A 17985-nucleotide genomic window follows, 5' to 3' on the forward strand; every position below is an offset into this window, starting at 1 on the left:
TCAATTGCGTTGCTCTGGTTTATGGGGGAGGAACGGTCAATTTCAAGGGCGAGGGGGTTATCCAAATGGCATTGCGTTGAAGTGATTGGCGATATTGGCGTGAAAATGAGATTGGAAACATCAATTTTTGAATTCATTCGGGGAGATTGGTTCTCTGTGAAAGAGAGATGCAGTATTATAATCGTCTAAGATTGCAACCTGTCTGAAGGTTATTCAGAAGGTACAGAAGCGTACAGGAACAAGGAGTGCTATGTCGTCTGCAAGGCTTAAAAACATAACCGTGGGGTTTGTCACCGTGTCGGATCGCGCCAGTCGCGGGGAATATGAAGACTTAGGGGGGCCGGCGATGCGTGACTGGATTGACAAGGCCTTGGTCACGGAATGGAAAGCGGTGTCACGCATTATCGAAGACGAGCAGGCGTTGATTGAATCCACACTCATTCATTTGGTCGATCACGAGCACTGTGATTTGATATTGACCACTGGCGGCACCGGCCCGGCCAAACGCGACGTGACACCGGAAGCCACCGAGGCGGTTTGTGATAAAATTTTGGATGGGTTTGCCGAGCAGATGCGCGCCGTCTCCTTGCAGTATGTGCCCACGGCGATACTGTCACGTCAAATCGCGGGAACCCGTGGCGCCTGTTTGATTATCAATCTGCCGGGCAAGCCTTCGGCCATTGGAGAATGCCTGGAAGCGGTGTTTCCGGCCGTGCCCTATTGCATCGACCTGATTGGCGGCGGTTACCTTGAAACGGATGCCGATTTTATCAAGGCGTTCCGGCCGAAACACGCGGTGAAACCGGTTTCGTAAATATCGTGCGGTCAAACCCTTGGCAAGTGGCTTGTCGGTGAAGCCGCAACAGGGTTTGGCGATTGTTAGAGATGAACTGATGACAAACTTTAATTACCAATATGAACACCTTGAAACCGTGACCGATTTTGTCCGCTGGGGGGGCACTCTGTTTCAAAAAGCGGGGTTGGCTTTTGGACACGGAACCGATAACGCCTTTGATGATGCGCGTGTGCTGGTGTTTCATGCTTTGAAATTGCCTTGGGACGTGCCGGAAAACTATTGCCTGTCTCGGTTGACCCAGACAGAAAAAAGTGAAGTGACCGAGCTGTTTCGGCATCGCATTGAAAGCCGAAAACCCACGCCTTATCTTACCGGCGAAGCCGTGTTCGCCGGGTTGAGTTTTTACGTTTCTGAAGCCACTTTGGTGCCGCGATCGCCGATTGCCGAATTAATTGCCCAGCAGTTTCGTCCTTGGGTAGAGCCGGAGGCCGTGACGGATATTTTGGATCTTTGCACCGGTAGCGGTTGCATTGGCATTGCCAGCCTGCAGGCCTGTCCGAATGCCCAAGTGGATTTAGCGGACATCTCTAAAGACGCTTTGGCGGTGGCGCAGCGTAATATCGAACGTTATGATTTACAAGGTGTTGTTCGAGCGGTGGAATCGGATTTGTTTTCTGCGTTAAGTGGGAAACAATACGACTTGATTGTGTCCAACCCGCCCTATGTCGATGCCATTGAAATGGCCGCCTTGCCGGAGGAATTTCATCAGGAACCGCGTCTGGGGTTGGAAGCGGGGGACGATGGTTTGGATTTGGTGCGCCGCATTCTGGCTCAGGCCGCCGCCCATTTAAAGGCAGACGGAACCTTAATTGTCGAGGTGGGAGTGTCTCAATATTATCTGGAGCGTGCTTACCCGGAAGTGCCGTTTTATTGGTTTGAGTTTGAACACGGCGGCGAAGGGGTTTTTGCGTTGCAGAAATCCGAGCTGGAAACCTTTCAGTCGATTTTTGACGAGCGCCAGCAGGCGTCTTTGTCGGAAGCCACTCAATCCTCCACTCAATCCCCCACTTAATGCTCACAGTGAAAGGAGGTGTCATGACGCCCAGCCCAAAGGAACCATGCACTCAAGGTGCCAGCGCCGCCTCAAAGCGTCTGGGGTGGCTGTTAGGCTGTTTGATGTGTTGCTCGCTGCCGACCGTTCACGCCGCAGATTCTTCCGTGCCGCCCTTAATTGATTTGGACGCCGAGGCGAAAAGGCAATCCGACAAGTCCACCCCGGCGGTCAGTCAACCCGTGTCCAAGTCATCCGATTCGGCGACGCTATCGAACCGTGAAGCACCGTCAGATTCAGCGTCGAAGTCACCGTCGGAGCGCGATTCGGCGGATAAAGAGCCCACCCGAAGCGATCCTAGACCCGCTAAACCGGTGGCATGGAGTTACTTTGGTGATACAGGCCCCCAGGCCTGGGGAAATTTGTCCAAGGCCTATGACACCTGCCAAGCGGGTCAAAATCAGTCGCCCATCAATTTTAAAAGCGATGCCTTGGTGGGCACCACCTCGCTTGAAGGGTTCGATGTTTACTATCGTAAAACCATTTTAAAAATGCTCAATGACGGTCATGTTCTGAAAGTTGAAGTGCCCTTAGGCAGTTACATCATGCTGAACCAGCAGCGTTATGAGTTGATTGATTATGTCTTTCACACCCCATCGGAGCATCAAGTGGACGGTTTTAGTTATCCGATGGAGTTGCAATTAAAGCACCGCAATGGCGATGGTCAGTATGTGATGGTCAGTGTGCTGTTTCGTGAAGGCGAGGCGCATGAGGCCATCGGTGCTTTTTTGGACAGATTGCCGCAACAGCTTAATAAACTGGACATTCACGATAAGGTGTTGGTGCATCCTGCTAAAGCATTTTTCCCGACCGATAAACGTTTTTTCAAATACAACGGCTCCATGACCCAGCCGCCATGCGACGAAGGGGTTTACTGGATGGTGTTTAAAGAACCGGTGGAGGCCTCCAGTGTGCAATTGTCCAGAATGGCGGAATACTTGGGGACTAACGCGCGTCCAGTGCAAAAGTGGCACGCGCGTACCCCTTTAAAATCCTGGCCGGATGCGCGTCGTCAACGTGACAGTTTTTATCTGTATTAATGGGTGGCCTAGCATGAGTCTCAAATTAAAATCATCAAAACTGCGTCTGCTGATCTGGGCGAGTCTGCCGTTTTGCGGATACAGCCTGGCCGAAACCACTCAAACCGTACAAACATCGCAGGTGTCAAAGGCCATTGAATTCAGCCAGGCCTGGTCAATTTTGCAGGACAATAACAATTCACTGGCGGCGGAAAGATCCAATGTCGAACGTTATCAATATTTGCAGGAAGCGACCGACAGCCTTAATTACCCGAAAATTACCTTGGGAGCCAGTTATACCCGCTTGGATGACGACATTGTTTTAAGCGGTCGGGAAGTGTTGAAAAACACCACCATTCCGTCCAGCTTGCCTCCGGCTTATGGCACCGCCATTAAAGACTTGGCACAGGCGTTGAAATTGGGTGACATTCAAACCAAACTGGAAAATCAGGATGTGTTTTCGTCCTCCATTCGAGCCGTCTGGCCGATCTTTACCGGCTGGCGCATCAGTGCGGCACAGTCCGGTGCCGAGGGCAAAAAGCGAGCCGCCGTGAGTCAGATGCAGATGGAAACCCAGGCGCGATATGAAGACTTGAGCCGCTATTTTTTCAGTGTACTCTTGACCGAAAGGGTGGTGCAGACGCGCCAGGCGATGGTGGATGGCCTGCGTCAGCATCAGCAGAATGCGCTCAAGCTGGAGCAGCAGGGGCAGATTGCCCATGTGGAAAAACTGCAGGCGGATGTGTCGCTCAAACAGGCGGAAGTGGAATTGAAAAAAGCGCAGAAAAGCCTTGAAATCGCGCAAAGTGCTTTGACACAGGTATTGAATATGGGGCAAAACGTTCGACCGAAAGGGCGACTGTTTGTGAATGCAAAGCTGCCGCCCTTGGCGACTTTTCTGGATCAGACGTTGGCGACCTACCCGGGTCTGAGTTTGCTGGACGCCAAGGAAAAGCAGGCTCGGAGCCTGATAGAGGCGGAAAGAGGGCGTTACTATCCAGATGTGTATATGTTCGGAAACTACGACCTTTACCAAGAAGATTCACTGGTCGGTGATTTGAAGCCGGACTGGCTTGTCGGCGTGGGCGTGAATGTGCCCCTTATGGACACCAGCGGCCGCTCCGAAAAAGTGCAGGCGGCGAAAAGTGCGCTGCGTCAAGTTCGTTTTTTGAAAGAGCAGGCTCGGCAGGACTTGCGGGTGCTGGTGGAAAAAACTTATCAGGAAGCCGAACAGGCGCTGGATGAGGTGAATGGCTTGGAAACCAGTTTGCAACTGGCCGATGAAAATCTGCGATTGCGTCAAAAGGCCTTCAGTCAAGGGTTGAACACGTCCGTGGATGTGGTGGATGCTCAATTGTTTCAAGCCAGTGTCCGCACGCAGCAGGCACTGGCCAGTTTTGAATATTTGATGGCATTGAATAAATTACTGGCGTTAACCAATTCAATGACCGATTTTAAACGCTATGAACAGACGGCCGTGGTCATTAAAGCGGTCAATGAAATTCAAAAATAAGGGATAAAACCGCATGAAAAAAACGGTGCAGACGGTTATTTTATGGTTAGTGATTGTCGGGGTTGTCGCTTGGGTGCTGGTTTATTTCTATCGGGCGTTTCAGCCGCAGCCGATCCGTCTGCAAGGCCAGATTGAATCGCAGGAATACAGCGTTTCGTCTAAGGTTGCTGGGCGCATTGATGAGGTGTTTGTGCGCAGCGGTGACAAGGTGAAAAAAGGACAGTTGATCTTTACGATTCACAGTCCGGAAATCGAAGCCAAGTTGGAACAGGCCATGGCCGGACAAAAAGCCGCCGGCGCTTTGGCCTCGGAAGCCGAAAAAGGCGCACGCCAGCAGCAGATCAATGCGGCGAAAGACGAGTGGATGAAAGCCAGAGCCGCCTCTCAACTGGCGGAAAAAACCTATCTCAGAATCAATAATTTATACAATGACGGCGTGGTGGCAGAACAGAAACGCGATGAGGCGCTGACGCAATGGCAGGCGGCGCAGTTTACCGAAAGCGCGGCGTTGCAGATGTATCAGATGGCGCGGGAAGGCACGCGCAAAGAAACCAAAATTGCCGCCGGCGAAAAAGAAAAAATGGCCGCCGGTGCCGTGGCCGAGGTGGAGGCTTACGTCAAGGATACCCGCATCGAAAGCTGGTTTGACGGTGAAGTCTCACAGGTGCTGCTGCACAGTGGCGAACTGGCTCCCCAAGGCTTTCCGGTAGTGATGGTGGTGGATACCCAAGATTCCTGGGCGGTGCTGAATGTGCGTGAAGACCGATTGAAAGATTTCCAGAAAGGCGCAACCTTTTCCGCTTACCTGCCAGCGTTGGATGAAACGCTGGATTTTCGGGTGACGCACATTGCCGTGATGGGCGACTTTGCCACTTGGCGTTCCACGGATGCGTCGCGCGGTTTTGATTTGCGCACCTTTAAAGTGGAAGCGCGTCCGCTCACCCCTGAACCGCGTTTGCGAATGGGCATGAGTCTGGCCGTGGAAATCACGGAGTAGGTGGATGTTTTCCCAGGCCTGGTCACTTTTAAAGCAAGATCACTGGCTGCTGTCGTTTGCCACTTGGGTGCCGATGCTGGTGGCTTTGACCCTATGGTGGATTTTTGCTCAAGGCACGCCTCGGCAGCTTCCGGTGGGCGTGGTGGACTTATCGCACAGTCACAGTGCCCGAACCTTTATGCAGACACTGCAAGCGTCGCCGACCTTGCAGTTGCATCGGGTGTATGCGGATGCCACCGAGGCGAAAACCGCTCTGGTCAACGGCGACATCTATGCGTATTCGGTGATACCCAGCGACTTTGAACGTGGCCTGCTGCTCGGCTTGCCGCCCCGTGTGTCCACCTTTTACAACAGCCAGTACATTCTGACGGGGCGCTTGATCAGTTCGGCGGTGATGGCGGCACAAGCGACTTTCAATGCTGAAGTGGAAACCTTGAAAACCCTGATGAGGGGCGATCAGACCGCAGCGGGCGCGGTTTCGCTGTCGGTGCCGATTCAAACCCAAGTGACGGCGCTGTTCAATCGCAACAATAATTATGCCCAGTTTCTGGTGTCGGCGATGGTGCCCGCGCTGTGGCAGATTCTGATGGTGGTGATCACCATTATGGTGCTCTCGACCTATGTGCGCCAACAGGGACTGCAGGCCTGGTTAAAGGGTCACCCTGTGCGGGCACTGCTGAGCGCTTTGTGGCCGTTTATGCTGCTGTTCTGGTTGCAGGGGTTGGCTTTTTTGCTGTGGTTTTACGTGGGGTTGGGCTGGCCGTTTCATGGTGATTTCACCACGCTGATGGTGGCGCAGGCTTTGACGGTGGTGGCCAGTACCATTATGGGGGTTCTGTTTTATTTTCTGACACTGGATGCGGCGCACTCCATGAGTTTTGCCGGTGCCTTTACCGCGCCGAGTTTTGCCTTTTTGGGGGTCACGTTTCCGGTTTCCGATATGGTGGGCTTGGCGCAGTTTTGGCGTGATCTGGTGCCGGTGACACACTATATCGGGGTGCAGATTGATCAGGCGAACTACGGGCTGTCGGCCTGGGCGTCGCTGTCGCCTATGTGGGTGATGGTGGGGTATGCGGTGCCGGCGCTGGTGGCCTTCTGGTTGATCAAACGCCACTTGAAACGCCAGCGGCAACCCAACCCAACAACAGGCGGCGAGCCGGATCTCAGTGCCGTGGCGTCCCCCGCGTCCGCCACCGGAGTGAAACTGTGAAGCCGGAGTCATCGATGAAACCGACACCGGCCGCGCCGCCTTTGTCTTTTTGGGCACTTCTGAAAGCGGAAGTGCACGCGGTTTTCACCAATCAAGTGGCGGTGCTGACCATGTTTGGCGGGGTGATTTTTTATTCGTTTCTCTATCCGTTGCCTTACGAAAAACAGACCCCCTTGGCTTTGCCGATTGCGGTGGTGAATCTGGACGGCAGCGCAGTGAGTCGTGAGTTGGAGCGAATGGTGGACGCCACGCCGCAGGTGAGGGTGGTGAAGCGGGAATACACACTGGCTGACGCTCAAGCCGATTTTCTAGCGCAGCGCATTCGCGGCTATCTGGTGATACCGGAACATTTTTACCGGGATTTGCGGCTCGGTCGCAGTGTCACTCTGGCGTATGCGGGGGACGCCACCTACTTTCTGGTGTATGGCACCCTGGTGGAAGGGCTAGTGGCGGCCGGCGGCACCCTTGCGGCGCAAACCAAGGTGGAACGCTTATTAATGGCCGGCGAGCCGGTTGCCTTGGCGGCGGAACAGTTTGCCGTGACCGACATCAATATGAAACCGACGTTTAACCCGACCATCGGTTACATGAATTATGTGGTACCGGCGGTGTTTGTGTTGATTTTGCAGCAGACACTGGCCATGGCCGCCGGGTTGATTACCGGCAGCCAGAAAGGGCAACACGGCTATTGGGTGCAAAACGGCGCGGCGCGGGTGATTTGGGTTCGTGCGCTGGTGCTGGTGACGATTTATTATCTGTTGAGCCTGTATTATTTCGGGTTCAGTTTTTTGTTTCATGATGTCTATCCCATTGGCACCATGGGCGATACCTTGACCTTGTTGCTGCCGTTTCTGCTGACCACCACCTTTATCGGCATTTGGCTGGGGTTGGTTGCACCGAGACGTGAGTGGGTGTCGGCGGTGGTGCTGATGAGTTCCTTGCCGCTGGTGTTTTCGGTTGGCTTTATCTGGCCAGTGGAGGCTATGCCGTCGGCGATTGTCTGGCTGTCGTATGTGTTTCCCAGCACGCCTGGTATCCAAGGGTTTTTAAGCCTGAATCAAATGGGCGCGGACTGGCCGCAGGTCTGGCCGAAATACGCTATTTTATGGGGGCAAGTGCTGTTTTGGGGCAGCCTGTGTCATTGGCAGTTTCGCAAACAATTTAGTGCTTCTAACCCAAAAAATTAGCCGTGTTTCAGGCCAAGGCAATCGAAACCGATGATGACAACGAATCAAAAAGGACGGAAGGGTATGACAATCGCAGCACAGGTTTTAAAATTAAAGGCAAGCCGTTTGAAATGGGGGTTGACCTTGATGACAGCGCTGACAGGAATGGGCGTTTATCAAACCAGCCAGGCCTGCACCCGAGTGGTGTACCTGGGCGAAGAACAGCAGATTATGACCGGACGCACCATGGATTGGAAATACGACATCGGCACCAATCTCTGGCTCTTCCCGCGCGGCATGCACCGTGATGGCGTGGCCGGGCCGAATTCGCTCCAATGGACATCGAAATACGGCAGTGTGATTGCTTCGGGTTACGATGTCTCCACCACCGATGGGGTGAATGAAAAAGGCCTGGTGGCGAATCTGCTTTGGCTGGCGGAAAGTCAGTACCCGAAGGTTCAGCCGGGCAAAACGCCCATCAGTATTTCGGTGTGGGCGCAGTATGTTCTGGATCAATTTGCCACCGTCGCCGAAACGGTGGCCGCGCTTGAAAAATCTCCTTTAACGGTTGTCACCGACAAGGTGCCCGGGCAAAATCGCCAGGCCAGCCTGCATCTGGCGATTTCCGATGCCACGGGCGATAGCGCCATTATCGAATACATTGATGGCAAACAAGTCATCCATCACGGTCGTCAGTATCAGGTGATGACCAATTCGCCCACCTACGACAAGCAGCTGGCGATGGAAGAGTACTGGGCGGGTATTGGCGGGACTTTGATGCTGCCGGGTTCGAATCGCTCGCCGGATCGCTTTGCTCGTGCCAGTTTTTACATCAATGCCATTCCGCAGAAGACCACGCCGAATAAGGCGGTGGCCAGTGTCCTCAGTGTGGTGCGCAATGTGTCGGTGCCTTATGGCTTGCAGACGCCGGATGCACCGGAAATTTCGTCCACTCGTTGGCGAACGGTGGTGGATCACAAGCGTCAGCTTTATTTTTTTGAATCGGCACTGACCCCAAGCGGATTTTGGACGGATTTAAAGAAAATCGACTTTTCCGAAAAAACCGGCCAAGTCAAAAAACTGGACTTGGGGCCGGATCAAACCCGTGTGTTGCATGGTGAGGTTTCGGGGCGATTTGTTGCGTCGGAGCCGTTTCCGTTTCAGGGGCTTTCGGCTGAAGAATTGGCGTATTGACAAACACTGAGTGGCGGGTCGAAGAAAACGGGGATGGAAGCGTGCAAATAACAACAGAGATGGGACATTAAACATGGCTGTATTGGTTTACTCGCGTTGGCAGCAATTGCGCAAGCGTTATAAGGCATTGGTTGTGTTATTGGTGTTGTTAGGGGGCTTTTTGATCTTGCTGCCAACGCTTGTCAAAACCGGTCTGAAACAGGCCTTGCTGGATCAGGGCGCGGAATCGGTTTCGATTGAGCGGGTCAGTGTTAACCTTTTCACCGGTCGAGCGGAAATCGACAACCTGACTATCTCCGCTGGATCTTCGTCCGACGCACCGGCTGATTTGCATCTTGGGCGTTTCAAAATCAATTTTTCTTGGCGCGCCTTGTTCGAAAAGAATCTTTTTTTGCAGGAGCTGGAGCTGTACGACACCGTTATTGAGGTGAATTATCAGCCGGGCGAAATGCTGCGTGTGGCCGGACTGCCGTTTCCACTGAAGCCTGCGCCTCAATCCACCGAAGAAGCGCAAGCGCCGAGCGAGCCGTTTGGTTGGGGCTTGGGCATTGAAGCGCTTTGGATCAGTGATCTGGTGATTAAAGTGCAGACGCCGCAGTTGAACAAGCGGTTTGACATTGATCGAGTGCGGTTGCGAAAAGCGCTGGATTGGGAGCCGAATCAAATGTCCACGCTGTCGTTTCGCATTGAAGATGAACGCAACCTCTGGCTGGGGAATTTCCAGGTCTGGCCGTTTGACGAAACTCAGCGTCTCACCGGCAATATTGATGTGATCAATCTGGATTTAACGGCCTATCAGCCTTATCTGCCGCCGGAGATTTCCCATCTCAGCGGTTTGCTGTCTGCCAAGTTGCAATTGAATGTGGATCATAAAGCGGGAATGATTCGAATGGGACAAAAAGGGCGGATTGATCTGTCTGAGTTTTCGGTGGCGCATCTGGCGCAAACCGTCACTGGGCAGGCTTTTCAATGGACGGGGGAGATGACGCTGGCGCTGGAAACCGATCAAACCGAGCTGAAAACCGACGGTCAGTGGGGTTTAAAGGGGTTGGCGTTTACAGACGCCCAGCAGCAGCTTCGATTCGCCGATTTGCAATGGCAGGAAAAAAGCGATTTGGTGTTAAGCGGCGGACAGCCAAAGGTCACTTCCCAGTCGGACATCACCTTGAAAAATTTGGCTTGGCGTGATTCTGAGACAGAAGTGCGCAACCAGCAATTGCGCTGGCAGGGACAAGTGGACTTTTCGCAAACGCAAACGGGAACCGGTGCCGACGCTGTTACGCAGATGCAGGTGAGCTTGCCCAAAAACCAGTTCACCCTAACCGAATTCCATTTTCAGGCCAAACAGCAACAGGCGCAATCGCAGTCGTTGGATTGGTCCGGAGCGGTCACGGTGGGGTATCAATCGGGCGCACAGAATCGATTGACGCTTGGGCTGGATCAAAATCGTCTGCAGTTGGCGGCGTTACACTTACAAGCCGAGGAGGTGCAGGCCGATTTAAACGCCTTGAACTGGTTCGGTCAGGTGCAGCTGTCGCAAGGCGGTCAAACGCCCTTATCGTTAACCTTGCCGGAAAACCAGTTAACACTGGAAACCCTAAACCTGAGCCATCCGCAGGGGCAGGCACAATTGGCGGCGTTGGATTGGTCCGGTCAAGTGGATTTGAGCCAGGTCCCCGCCGCAGTCGATTCAGCACAGGCGGAGGACGCAAACGCTCAGACCACGCTGGGCTTGCCGGACACGAAACTGATGCTGTCGGATTTGGCGCTGCAGGCGGAGGGAACGCAATTAAACCTAAAAGGCTTGGCGTGGCAAGGCAAGATTGACTTGGTGCAAGCCGCGGCGATTCAAGCCAATAGCCAAGGTAATTGGGTGTTGACCGACTTGGCGGTCACGCACCGTGATTTGGTGGCGCAATTGGCGGCGCTCGACTGGAGCGGTCACACCCACGCGCGTTTGAATGAGGGGGATACGCCGCCGCAGATGGACGCCAAAGGCGACTTGACCCTGACCGCCGCAGGCCTGGCCAATTCGCGTGAAAAACTCCAGGTGGCGAAGTTGCAGCAGTTGCAGACGCAATTGCAATTCACCGCCCCTCAAACCCTTGGGTTAACCGATCTCAGTCTGAATCAGCTGGTTTTGGCGGAGGCGCTGGATTCCAGTGTAACGCCATTACTGCAATTGAATCGGCTTGATTTGGACAAGGCCGATGTCACCGAAGACAGCGCGGTTTCGCTGGGCAAATTGGCCTTAGAGGATATGAAGCTGGTGCTGCAATTGGATGCCGAGGATCGTTTGATTCAAGTGGATCAGATGCTGGCGGCTTTGCAGCCGGAAGCGATTACGACGGAGTCAAACAAGGGTGAGGCGGCGAGCGCTGAAAAACAGGCGCAAACGTCAGAAACATCAGAAACATCAGAAACTTCGAAAACGCCCACGCCCGCTTTGGCTTTGCAGCAACTCAAGATTGTTGGTGACAGCCATGTGAGAATTCTTTCCAACCAAACCCAGCCACCAATCAATCAGGACTTGGTGATCCAGACTTGGGAAATCGGCGCACTGGATACCCAGCAACCGAAACAAAAAACCCCTGTGACTATTGAAGGGCAGTTGAATAAGTATTCCACTGTGGCGCTGAAAGGCACGGTGCAGCCGTTTACGCCGAAGGTGAATACCCAAATGGCGCTGAACATTAAAAACATGGATTTGTACGGGTTTTCTGCTCTGATTCGAGATGCGTTGGGTTACCGAATCCAAAGCGGTTCCATGAACCTGCAGTCCGAGATCGATATTCAGGACGATATTTTGAATTCGACCAATAAAATGAAACTGTCCGGTTTTGAAATGTTGACCGATAGCAAACCTGTGAAGGGGAGCGATCAGGATGGCAAAGGATCCAGCTTAAACTCGATGAGCCTGGCGTTGGATCTGTTGCGTGACAGCCAGAACAATATTGAGCTGGACGTGCCGGTGAAAGGCGATTTGTCCGACCCAGGCTTTAATCCATCACAAGTGATTCAGGTCGCTTTAATGAATGCGTTGAAAGGCGGCACGAAAGCCATGCTGGCCATGACGCTGCAGCCTTACGGCGCGATTTATCTGGCGGCGGAATACGCTTATAAAAAGGTGGGTGAAGTGACTTTGCAACCGGTGGAATATCAGCCAGGCCTGGTGGAATGGCGTGAGGATATGCCAAGCTATTTGAAAAAAATCGGTCATCTTTTAAATGAAAAATCGTCCATTCAGCTTAAAGTGTGCGGCTTTTATAATGCGTCCGACGAAGAATACTGGGTGAAAAAAGGGCTGAAAGACCCCGCATTAAAAGAAAAATTGTACCATCTGGCGCGAGATCGTCAGGATCAAGTCAAAGGCTGGCTGGTTGAGCAGGCGGGGATTGATTCCGGACGCCTGACCACCTGTTATCCCGGCTTTGAAGATCTGCCGGTGAGTGGCGTCACTTTGTCGATGTAATGTTCAGTCAAGTTCATAGAAAAAACGGAGTATTCATGTTAAACCGAGAAGATTTGATTTCAAAACCGGTGTTTTTAAATAAAGGCGAAGTTGAAGCCAAACGCGCCGAAATTAAGGCTTATTTCAATGTCACTTACGAGGCTTACGAAACCCTGTTCGAAACGCTGGTGTCGGACGACGCTTATTACGAACGCCCTTGTGAGCTGCGTCATCCGTTGATTTTCTATTTCGGCCACACCGCCACTTTTTTCACCAATAAACTGGTGCTGGCCAAGCTGTTGCCGGAGCGCATTAATCCGCAAATCGAATCCATGTGCGCCATCGGCGTGGATGAAATGTCCTGGGATGATTTGGACGAATCGCATTACGATTGGCCGAGTGTCCAAGCCGTGCGCGAATACCGCCAGCAGGTGCGCGACGCGGTGAACCATTTGATTGATACCGTGGATTTCCACCTGCCGATTGATTGGGAAAGCCCCATGTGGCCGGTGATGATGGGCATTGAACATGAGCGCATTCACCTGGAAACCTCGTCGGTGTTGATTCGCCAATTGCCGATTGAATCGGTCAAGCCGCACCCGCTGTTTCCGGTGTGCCCGGACAGCGGTCAGGCGCCGGAAAACATTCTGTTCGATGTCCCCGGCGGGCGCGTCACCATCGACCACCAAGACCCGGCGGAAACCTACGGCTGGGATAATGAATATGGCCGTCATCAAGCCGATGTGAAGGCCTTTAAAGCCGCCGCTTTTTTGGTGTCCAATCATGAATATTTGGAGTTTGTCGAGGCCGGCGGTTACGACAACCCGGAATATTGGACTGACGAGGGCAATCGCTGGCGTCAGTTCACGCCGGACAAACATCCGACCTTTTGGGTGAAAAAAGACCAGGCCTGGACTTTACGCTGTATGACCGATGAAATCCCCATGCCGTGGGATTGGCCGGTGGAAGTGAATTATCTGGAAGCGAATGCCTTCTGTAACTGGAAAGGGCATCAGACCGGTCGTCCGATTCGCCTGCCGAGTGAAGATGAATATTTAAGACTGCGCGACCATACCCGCGCGTTGGAAAAGCAGGGTGAGGCCAATATCAATTTGCAGCAATACGCCTCGTCCGTGCCGGTAAACCGTTTTGAAACCGGCGACTTTTTCGACGTGGTCGGTAACGTCTGGCAATGGACGCAAACACCGATTTACCCGTACGACGGCTTCAAAGTGCATCCGTTATACGATGACTTCACCACGCCGACGTTCGACAACCAACACAACCTGTTCAAAGGCGGCAGCTGGATTTCCACCGGCAATGAAGCCAACGGCCATTCGCGTTATGCTTTTCGTCGTCACTTCTTCCAGCACGCCGGTTTCCGTTACATCGAGTCGGATGAAAGCGTTCAAACCCATTTCTCCACGTATGAAACCGATGATCTGGTGTCGCAATACTGTGAATTCCATTACGGCGACGAATATTTCGGTGTGGCGAATTTCGCGCAGGCTTATGCCGAATTGGCGATTAAAGCGGCGCGCGACGATAACGACTTGGCCGGTCGCGACGATTTGAGCGTGCTGGAAGTGGGCTGTTCGGTCGGGCGTGCCAGTTTCGAGCTGGCGCATCATTTCGCGCAGGTCACCGGTTTGGATTTCTCGGCGCGCTTTATTCAGGTTGCCAACCAATTGAAAGAATCCGGTAATGTGCTTTACACCCTTCCGACGGAAGGCGAAATCATGGATTTCAAAGAGCAGACGTTGGCCGATTTGGGCTTGTCCGACGTGGCACAACGCTGTGAGTTTATGCAGCAGGATGCCGCGAATCTGAAACCGCATTTCACCGGGTACGACATGGTGGTGGCCGTTAATCTGATTGACCGTTTGTACGAACCGAAGCGCTTCTTGAGCAGGATTCACGAACGCATGAACGACGGCGGTTTGCTATTGTTGGCGTCACCTTACACTTGGTTGGAAGAGTTCACCGCCAAAGAACACTGGCTGGGCGGTTATAAGGATGCGCAAAGCGGTGAAAACGTCACTACCTTAGAAGGGTTGCACGCCGTGTTGGATGCGGAATTTGAGCGGGTTCAAGAACCGTTCGAATTGCCGTTTGTGATTCGTGAAACCCAACGCAAGTTCCAGCATTCCTTGTCCGAAGTGACACTTTGGAAAAAGAAAACCTGAGACGGGTAAATAACCGTTTAAGCCATCGTTTAACAAGGACGACCATGTTTTCAGACTTTGAACACGCCATTTCCCGTTTAGGCACCGACGCCGAAAAGTATGAACTGCGGCAACGTTTATTTGGTTCGGAAACGGTATTGCCGATGTGGGTGGCGGATCAGGATTTGCCCACGCCGAACTTTATTCTGGAGGCTCTGAAACGCCGGTTGCAACACCCGATTCTGGGGTATACGGTGATGCCGGACAGCCTGTATCAGTCGATTATCGATTGGCAGGCGCAATACGGTTACGGCGTGAAGGCTTCGGACATTTTGTTTACGCACAATGTCGCTAACGGTTTTTTTATGGCGGTGGCGGCCTTTTCGCAACCTGGCGACGCGGTGCTGGTGCAACCGCCGATTTATCCGCCGTTTTTGCAGGCGCCGGAACATAACGGTCGCCGTTTGGTGGAAGCGCCGCTGGTGCTGCAAGACAACCGTTATCAAATCGATTTTGAAGCGTTTGAAGCCGCCATTACCGAAAACGATGTGAAGCTGTTTTTGTTCTGCAATCCACAAAACCCGTCCGGCCGCGTTTGGCGGCGGGAAGAACTGCAACGGCTGGCGGATATTTGCCTGAAACACGGCGTGAGGGTGGTGTCCGATGAAATCCATGCCGACATGACTTTTGCGCCTTTGCAACACACGCCCATGGCCTCCTTGTCGGAAGCGGTGGCGCACAACACGGTAACGCTCAGTTCACCGGGCAAAACCTTTAATCTCGGCGGCCTGCAAAGCGGTTATGCGATTATCGCCAATCGTGCCTTGAAAGCGGCCTACTTGAAAGTCTGCCGCGCCAATTCCATTCACGACTTAAACCTATTCGGCCAAATCGCCATTCAAGCCGCCTATTCGGAAGCGGGCAAAGCCTATCGCGACACCTTGCTGGCACATCTGCAACACAATATTGATCGGCTGGAACAAACGCTGGCCGACGGCTTGTCCGCCGTGCGTGTCATGCGCCCGGAAGCGTCTTTTTTAGTTTGGCTGGATTTTTCTGCGGTGTTTGACTCTCAGGAAGCCTTAAAACGCTGGCTCACCGAAACCGCGCAACTGGGCTTGAATGACGGCGAAAGTTTTGGCTTGGTCGGAAAAGGCTTTATGCGCATCAATATTGCCGTGCCGACCGAAACCATGGATGAAGCGCTCAAGCGGTTTCAAATGGCGGCGAAGGCTTTAAACTCACTTTAAACCTTTCTTAAACCCATCATCGGGTTTTTGCCAGGCCTGGTAAAAAGCCCCCGAATCCCGTGCGCCGTCGGAGGATTTCCGACGCTTTCCGTTCCGGTTGTTTTGTTTGGCTTTTCGAGCAGTGAAAAGCCATGAATGTGGAAATGGCTGAGGAAATACTATATACTTTTTGTATATAGATGGAGGGCTGCAAATGATCACAGCAACGGTTTTTGAAAACAACAAATCTCAAGCAGTGCGCTTACCGGTCGCCGTGCGTTTTGATTCGTCGGTCAAAAAAGTCTTTGTTCGTACGCTCGGCAAAGAACGCATTATTACCCCTGTTGAAAATACATGGGACAGTTTTTTTCTATCGCCGACAACGTCTGTGAGTGACGACTTTTTAAACGAACGTGCTGAACAGACGGAAACGCCCAGAGAATCTTTCGATGATTAAATATTTGTTGGACACGAATATCTGCATTTATGTCATCAAGCGGCGACCTGTCGAGGTATTGACAAAGTTCAACAATGCAGCAGGTTATCTCGCCATTTCATCCATAACACTTGCTGAGCTTTTACACGGTGTTGAAAAAAGCCAACACCTGAACAAAAATCTTCAAGCCGTTGAAGATTTCTGTAGTCGTTTAGATGTCATCAGCTACGATGACAAAGCCGCAGCGCATTACGGTGAAATTCGTGCTGAACTGGAAGGTGCCGGCACCCCGATTGGCGTGAATGATCTTCATATTGCGGCTCATGCAAGAAGTCTTGGTACGACCTTAGTCACCAACAACATCAAAGAATTTGCGCGAGTGGATGGGTTACGAGTCAGAAATTGGTTAGCGTAAGGCTCCAGTGGTTCTGTATGAAAGGCTCCAAGGCGTTATTTTTTGGCGCTGGCGTTGCGGAACCAGTCGGTGACGTCATTTTTATTAAACGGCATTTGACTGAGCGGAATGGATTTAGCTTGGGTTTCCTTGGCCAGTTTTTTCAAGTCAAAGCGGATGTAGTTGAGTTGGCTGTAAGGTTTGACCTTAAATTGTAGGTTACGCAAATCGCTGAGTGCGGTCCAGGAGGTGTATTCGCTGGTGTAGAGCGGGTGACCGGCCACTTCGGGGGCGGTGATATTGGCGATTTCTTCTTTAAAGCGATTGTCCATGGTGATGCCGCGAGGACGATCAAAGTTGTTCATAATATGGCCGAGAACGGTCATGGCGGCGTCGGGTTGTTCGACCTTTTCAGCAAACTGCGAATAATACACCGCACGCACAAAGCGCCCGACGGAGGTGTTGGAGGCGGGCAGGCCTACCGTCGCAATACCGGAATCCGGCTGGTTGAATTCCACGCCGTGAAATGTGGCGTGAGATTGGTCGATATTGTTTAAAAAAGTGTAGTTGTTTAGGTTGGTCAGGTGCCAGTCGAATTCTGGCCCGTTGGTCATCACGCCAATGGGGTTATCGATCACGGTTTGTTGGCCGTTGGCAAATTCAATCACGATGGAGCGGCCTTTGGCATCGTGCAAGGTGTAATGGAAGGGTGTTTTCAGTAGCCCCAGCGGCAGTAGGGCGGATGCCAGTACCGGCTGTTTTTTCAGCGCGGCTTTGACTTCTTCGACATCCTTGAATTGCGAGAGCGTCCAAGCGCCCAGATCAATGGCGGCGAGCACGCTTTTGGTTTTTTTGATGGTGTCCGCCGGCCCTTTGGTGCTGGCAAAGGCGAGCAGGCTGAAGGTAAGCCCCTGGTCATTCATGCCTTCCGAGACTTTTAAGGTGTTGTCCACTGGGTCGGGCACGGTGATGGCAATAAACGAATGTTTGGCTTGATAGTCCAGGTCTGGGTGATTTTGGATTTTCGAGCGGAAGGCGCTGCCTTTTGGGTAGTAACTGACCTGATACGCGAGTTCCATGGGCAGTTCCATGGTGCGGCCGGCATAGGGTGCGCCCTTGCCGTCTTTGTAAAGCAATGAGGTGCAGGCTTGGGCATGATTGGCCAAAATAAAAGCGGTTGTGGCCAGGCTGAAAGTAAGGCTGCGAATAAAGCTGTTATGGCGGTTCATGACGTTGTCCTGCTCGGTTGGTGGTGTTGTATGATGGTATTGGGTGGTCTTGGATGGAAGAATACGTCAGTCTAA

Annotated in this window: 15 protein-coding genes; 14 read left to right on the forward strand and 1 reads right to left on the reverse strand. The window is 52.6% G+C overall.

What is annotated here, in order from left to right; genetic code table 11:
* The 14 genes from ACP5D0_RS05920 to vapC form a co-directional block, all read left to right on the forward strand.
* Nucleotides 1–189, forward strand: a 189-nt coding sequence (locus tag ACP5D0_RS05920) for a hypothetical protein (RefSeq protein WP_472364737.1), incomplete at its 5' end; no start/stop codon positions are given.
* A 61-nt stretch (nucleotides 190–250) separates the two neighbouring features.
* Nucleotides 251–814, forward strand: coding sequence for a molybdopterin adenylyltransferase (gene mog / locus ACP5D0_RS05925; RefSeq protein WP_472364738.1), 564 nt, complete (start codon nucleotides 251–253; stop codon nucleotides 812–814).
* A gap of 79 nt (nucleotides 815–893) precedes the next feature.
* Nucleotides 894–1868: a 50S ribosomal protein L3 N(5)-glutamine methyltransferase gene (prmB, locus tag ACP5D0_RS05930; RefSeq protein WP_472364739.1), complete on the forward strand. Its 975-nt coding sequence runs from the start codon at nucleotides 894–896 to the stop codon at nucleotides 1866–1868.
* Nucleotides 1869–1891: 23 nt separating this feature from the next.
* Nucleotides 1892–2947, forward strand: a complete 1056-nt coding sequence (locus ACP5D0_RS05935) for a carbonic anhydrase (protein WP_472364740.1) — start codon at nucleotides 1892–1894, stop codon at nucleotides 2945–2947.
* Between the two features lie 13 nt (nucleotides 2948–2960).
* Entirely contained in the window at nucleotides 2961–4439 is a 1479-nt protein-coding gene (locus ACP5D0_RS05940) for a TolC family protein (protein WP_472364741.1), read from the forward strand.
* Nucleotides 4440–4452: 13 nt separating this feature from the next.
* Nucleotides 4453–5436, forward strand: a complete 984-nt coding sequence (locus ACP5D0_RS05945) for an HlyD family secretion protein (RefSeq protein WP_472364742.1) — start codon at nucleotides 4453–4455, stop codon at nucleotides 5434–5436.
* 4 nt (nucleotides 5437–5440) lie between these two features.
* Nucleotides 5441–6646 (forward strand): ABC transporter permease, encoded by a 1206-nt coding sequence (locus ACP5D0_RS05950; protein WP_472364743.1) that lies wholly within the window; start codon nucleotides 5441–5443, stop codon nucleotides 6644–6646.
* 14 nt (nucleotides 6647–6660) lie between these two features.
* The gene (locus ACP5D0_RS05955; protein WP_472364744.1) at nucleotides 6661–7833 is read left to right on the forward strand and encodes an ABC transporter permease; all 1173 of its coding nucleotides are present in this window, start codon (nucleotides 6661–6663) and stop codon (nucleotides 7831–7833) included.
* A 63-nt stretch (nucleotides 7834–7896) separates the two neighbouring features.
* Nucleotides 7897–9006: a linear amide C-N hydrolase gene (locus ACP5D0_RS05960; protein WP_472364745.1), complete on the forward strand. Its 1110-nt coding sequence runs from the start codon at nucleotides 7897–7899 to the stop codon at nucleotides 9004–9006.
* A gap of 73 nt (nucleotides 9007–9079) precedes the next feature.
* On the forward strand, nucleotides 9080–12478 hold the full coding sequence (locus ACP5D0_RS05965) for a DUF748 domain-containing protein (protein ID WP_472364746.1): 3399 nt from the start codon (nucleotides 9080–9082) through the stop codon (nucleotides 12476–12478).
* 35 nt (nucleotides 12479–12513) lie between these two features.
* On the forward strand, nucleotides 12514–14643 hold the full coding sequence (gene ovoA / locus ACP5D0_RS05970; protein WP_472364747.1) for a 5-histidylcysteine sulfoxide synthase: 2130 nt from the start codon (nucleotides 12514–12516) through the stop codon (nucleotides 14641–14643).
* A gap of 44 nt (nucleotides 14644–14687) precedes the next feature.
* Nucleotides 14688–15872, forward strand: a complete 1185-nt coding sequence (locus tag ACP5D0_RS05975) for a PatB family C-S lyase (protein ID WP_472364748.1) — start codon at nucleotides 14688–14690, stop codon at nucleotides 15870–15872.
* A gap of 193 nt (nucleotides 15873–16065) precedes the next feature.
* Nucleotides 16066–16308, forward strand: a complete 243-nt coding sequence (gene vapB / locus ACP5D0_RS05980; protein ID WP_472364749.1) for a type II toxin-antitoxin system VapB family antitoxin — start codon at nucleotides 16066–16068, stop codon at nucleotides 16306–16308.
* Nucleotides 16301–16702, forward strand: coding sequence for a type II toxin-antitoxin system tRNA(fMet)-specific endonuclease VapC (gene vapC / locus ACP5D0_RS05985; RefSeq protein WP_472364750.1), 402 nt, complete (start codon nucleotides 16301–16303; stop codon nucleotides 16700–16702). The genes vapB and vapC overlap by 8 nt, the downstream gene beginning before the upstream one ends.
* 35 nt (nucleotides 16703–16737) lie before the next feature.
* Here vapC and ACP5D0_RS05990 read toward each other — a convergent pair whose 3' ends face one another.
* Nucleotides 16738–17910 carry a linear amide C-N hydrolase gene (locus ACP5D0_RS05990; protein ID WP_472364751.1) on the reverse strand — a complete coding sequence of 391 codons (1173 nt, stop codon included), beginning with the start codon at nucleotides 17908–17910 and terminating at the stop codon, nucleotides 16738–16740.
* Between the last annotated feature and the right edge of the window lie 75 nt (nucleotides 17911–17985).

The organism is Hydrogenovibrio sp. (assembly GCF_049975065.1).
Taxonomy (GTDB): Bacteria; Pseudomonadota; Gammaproteobacteria; order Thiomicrospirales; family Thiomicrospiraceae; genus Hydrogenovibrio.

Excerpts from the sequence above, each read along its gene's own strand:
- prmB (WP_472364739.1), top strand. The coding sequence starts at position 894 with ATGACAAACTTTAATTACCAATATGAACACCTTGAAACCGTGACCGAT.
- ACP5D0_RS05945 (WP_472364742.1), top strand. The coding sequence starts at position 4,453 with ATGAAAAAAACGGTGCAGACGGTTATTTTATGGTTAGTGATTGTCGGG.
- vapC (WP_472364750.1), top strand. The coding sequence starts at position 16,301 with ATGATTAAATATTTGTTGGACACGAATATCTGCATTTATGTCATCAAG.
- ACP5D0_RS05935 (WP_472364740.1), top strand. The coding sequence starts at position 1,892 with ATGACGCCCAGCCCAAAGGAACCATGCACTCAAGGTGCCAGCGCCGCC.
- ovoA (WP_472364747.1), top strand. The coding sequence starts at position 12,514 with ATGTTAAACCGAGAAGATTTGATTTCAAAACCGGTGTTTTTAAATAAA.
- ACP5D0_RS05975 (WP_472364748.1), top strand. The coding sequence starts at position 14,688 with ATGTTTTCAGACTTTGAACACGCCATTTCCCGTTTAGGCACCGACGCC.
- ACP5D0_RS05990 (WP_472364751.1), bottom strand. The coding sequence starts at position 17,910 with ATGAACCGCCATAACAGCTTTATTCGCAGCCTTACTTTCAGCCTGGCC.
- ACP5D0_RS05950 (WP_472364743.1), top strand. The coding sequence starts at position 5,441 with ATGTTTTCCCAGGCCTGGTCACTTTTAAAGCAAGATCACTGGCTGCTG.
- mog (WP_472364738.1), top strand. The coding sequence starts at position 251 with ATGTCGTCTGCAAGGCTTAAAAACATAACCGTGGGGTTTGTCACCGTG.
- ACP5D0_RS05960 (WP_472364745.1), top strand. The coding sequence starts at position 7,897 with ATGACAATCGCAGCACAGGTTTTAAAATTAAAGGCAAGCCGTTTGAAA.
- vapB (WP_472364749.1), top strand. The coding sequence starts at position 16,066 with ATGATCACAGCAACGGTTTTTGAAAACAACAAATCTCAAGCAGTGCGC.
- ACP5D0_RS05940 (WP_472364741.1), top strand. The coding sequence starts at position 2,961 with ATGAGTCTCAAATTAAAATCATCAAAACTGCGTCTGCTGATCTGGGCG.
- ACP5D0_RS05965 (WP_472364746.1), top strand. The coding sequence starts at position 9,080 with ATGGCTGTATTGGTTTACTCGCGTTGGCAGCAATTGCGCAAGCGTTAT.
- ACP5D0_RS05955 (WP_472364744.1), top strand. The coding sequence starts at position 6,661 with ATGAAACCGACACCGGCCGCGCCGCCTTTGTCTTTTTGGGCACTTCTG.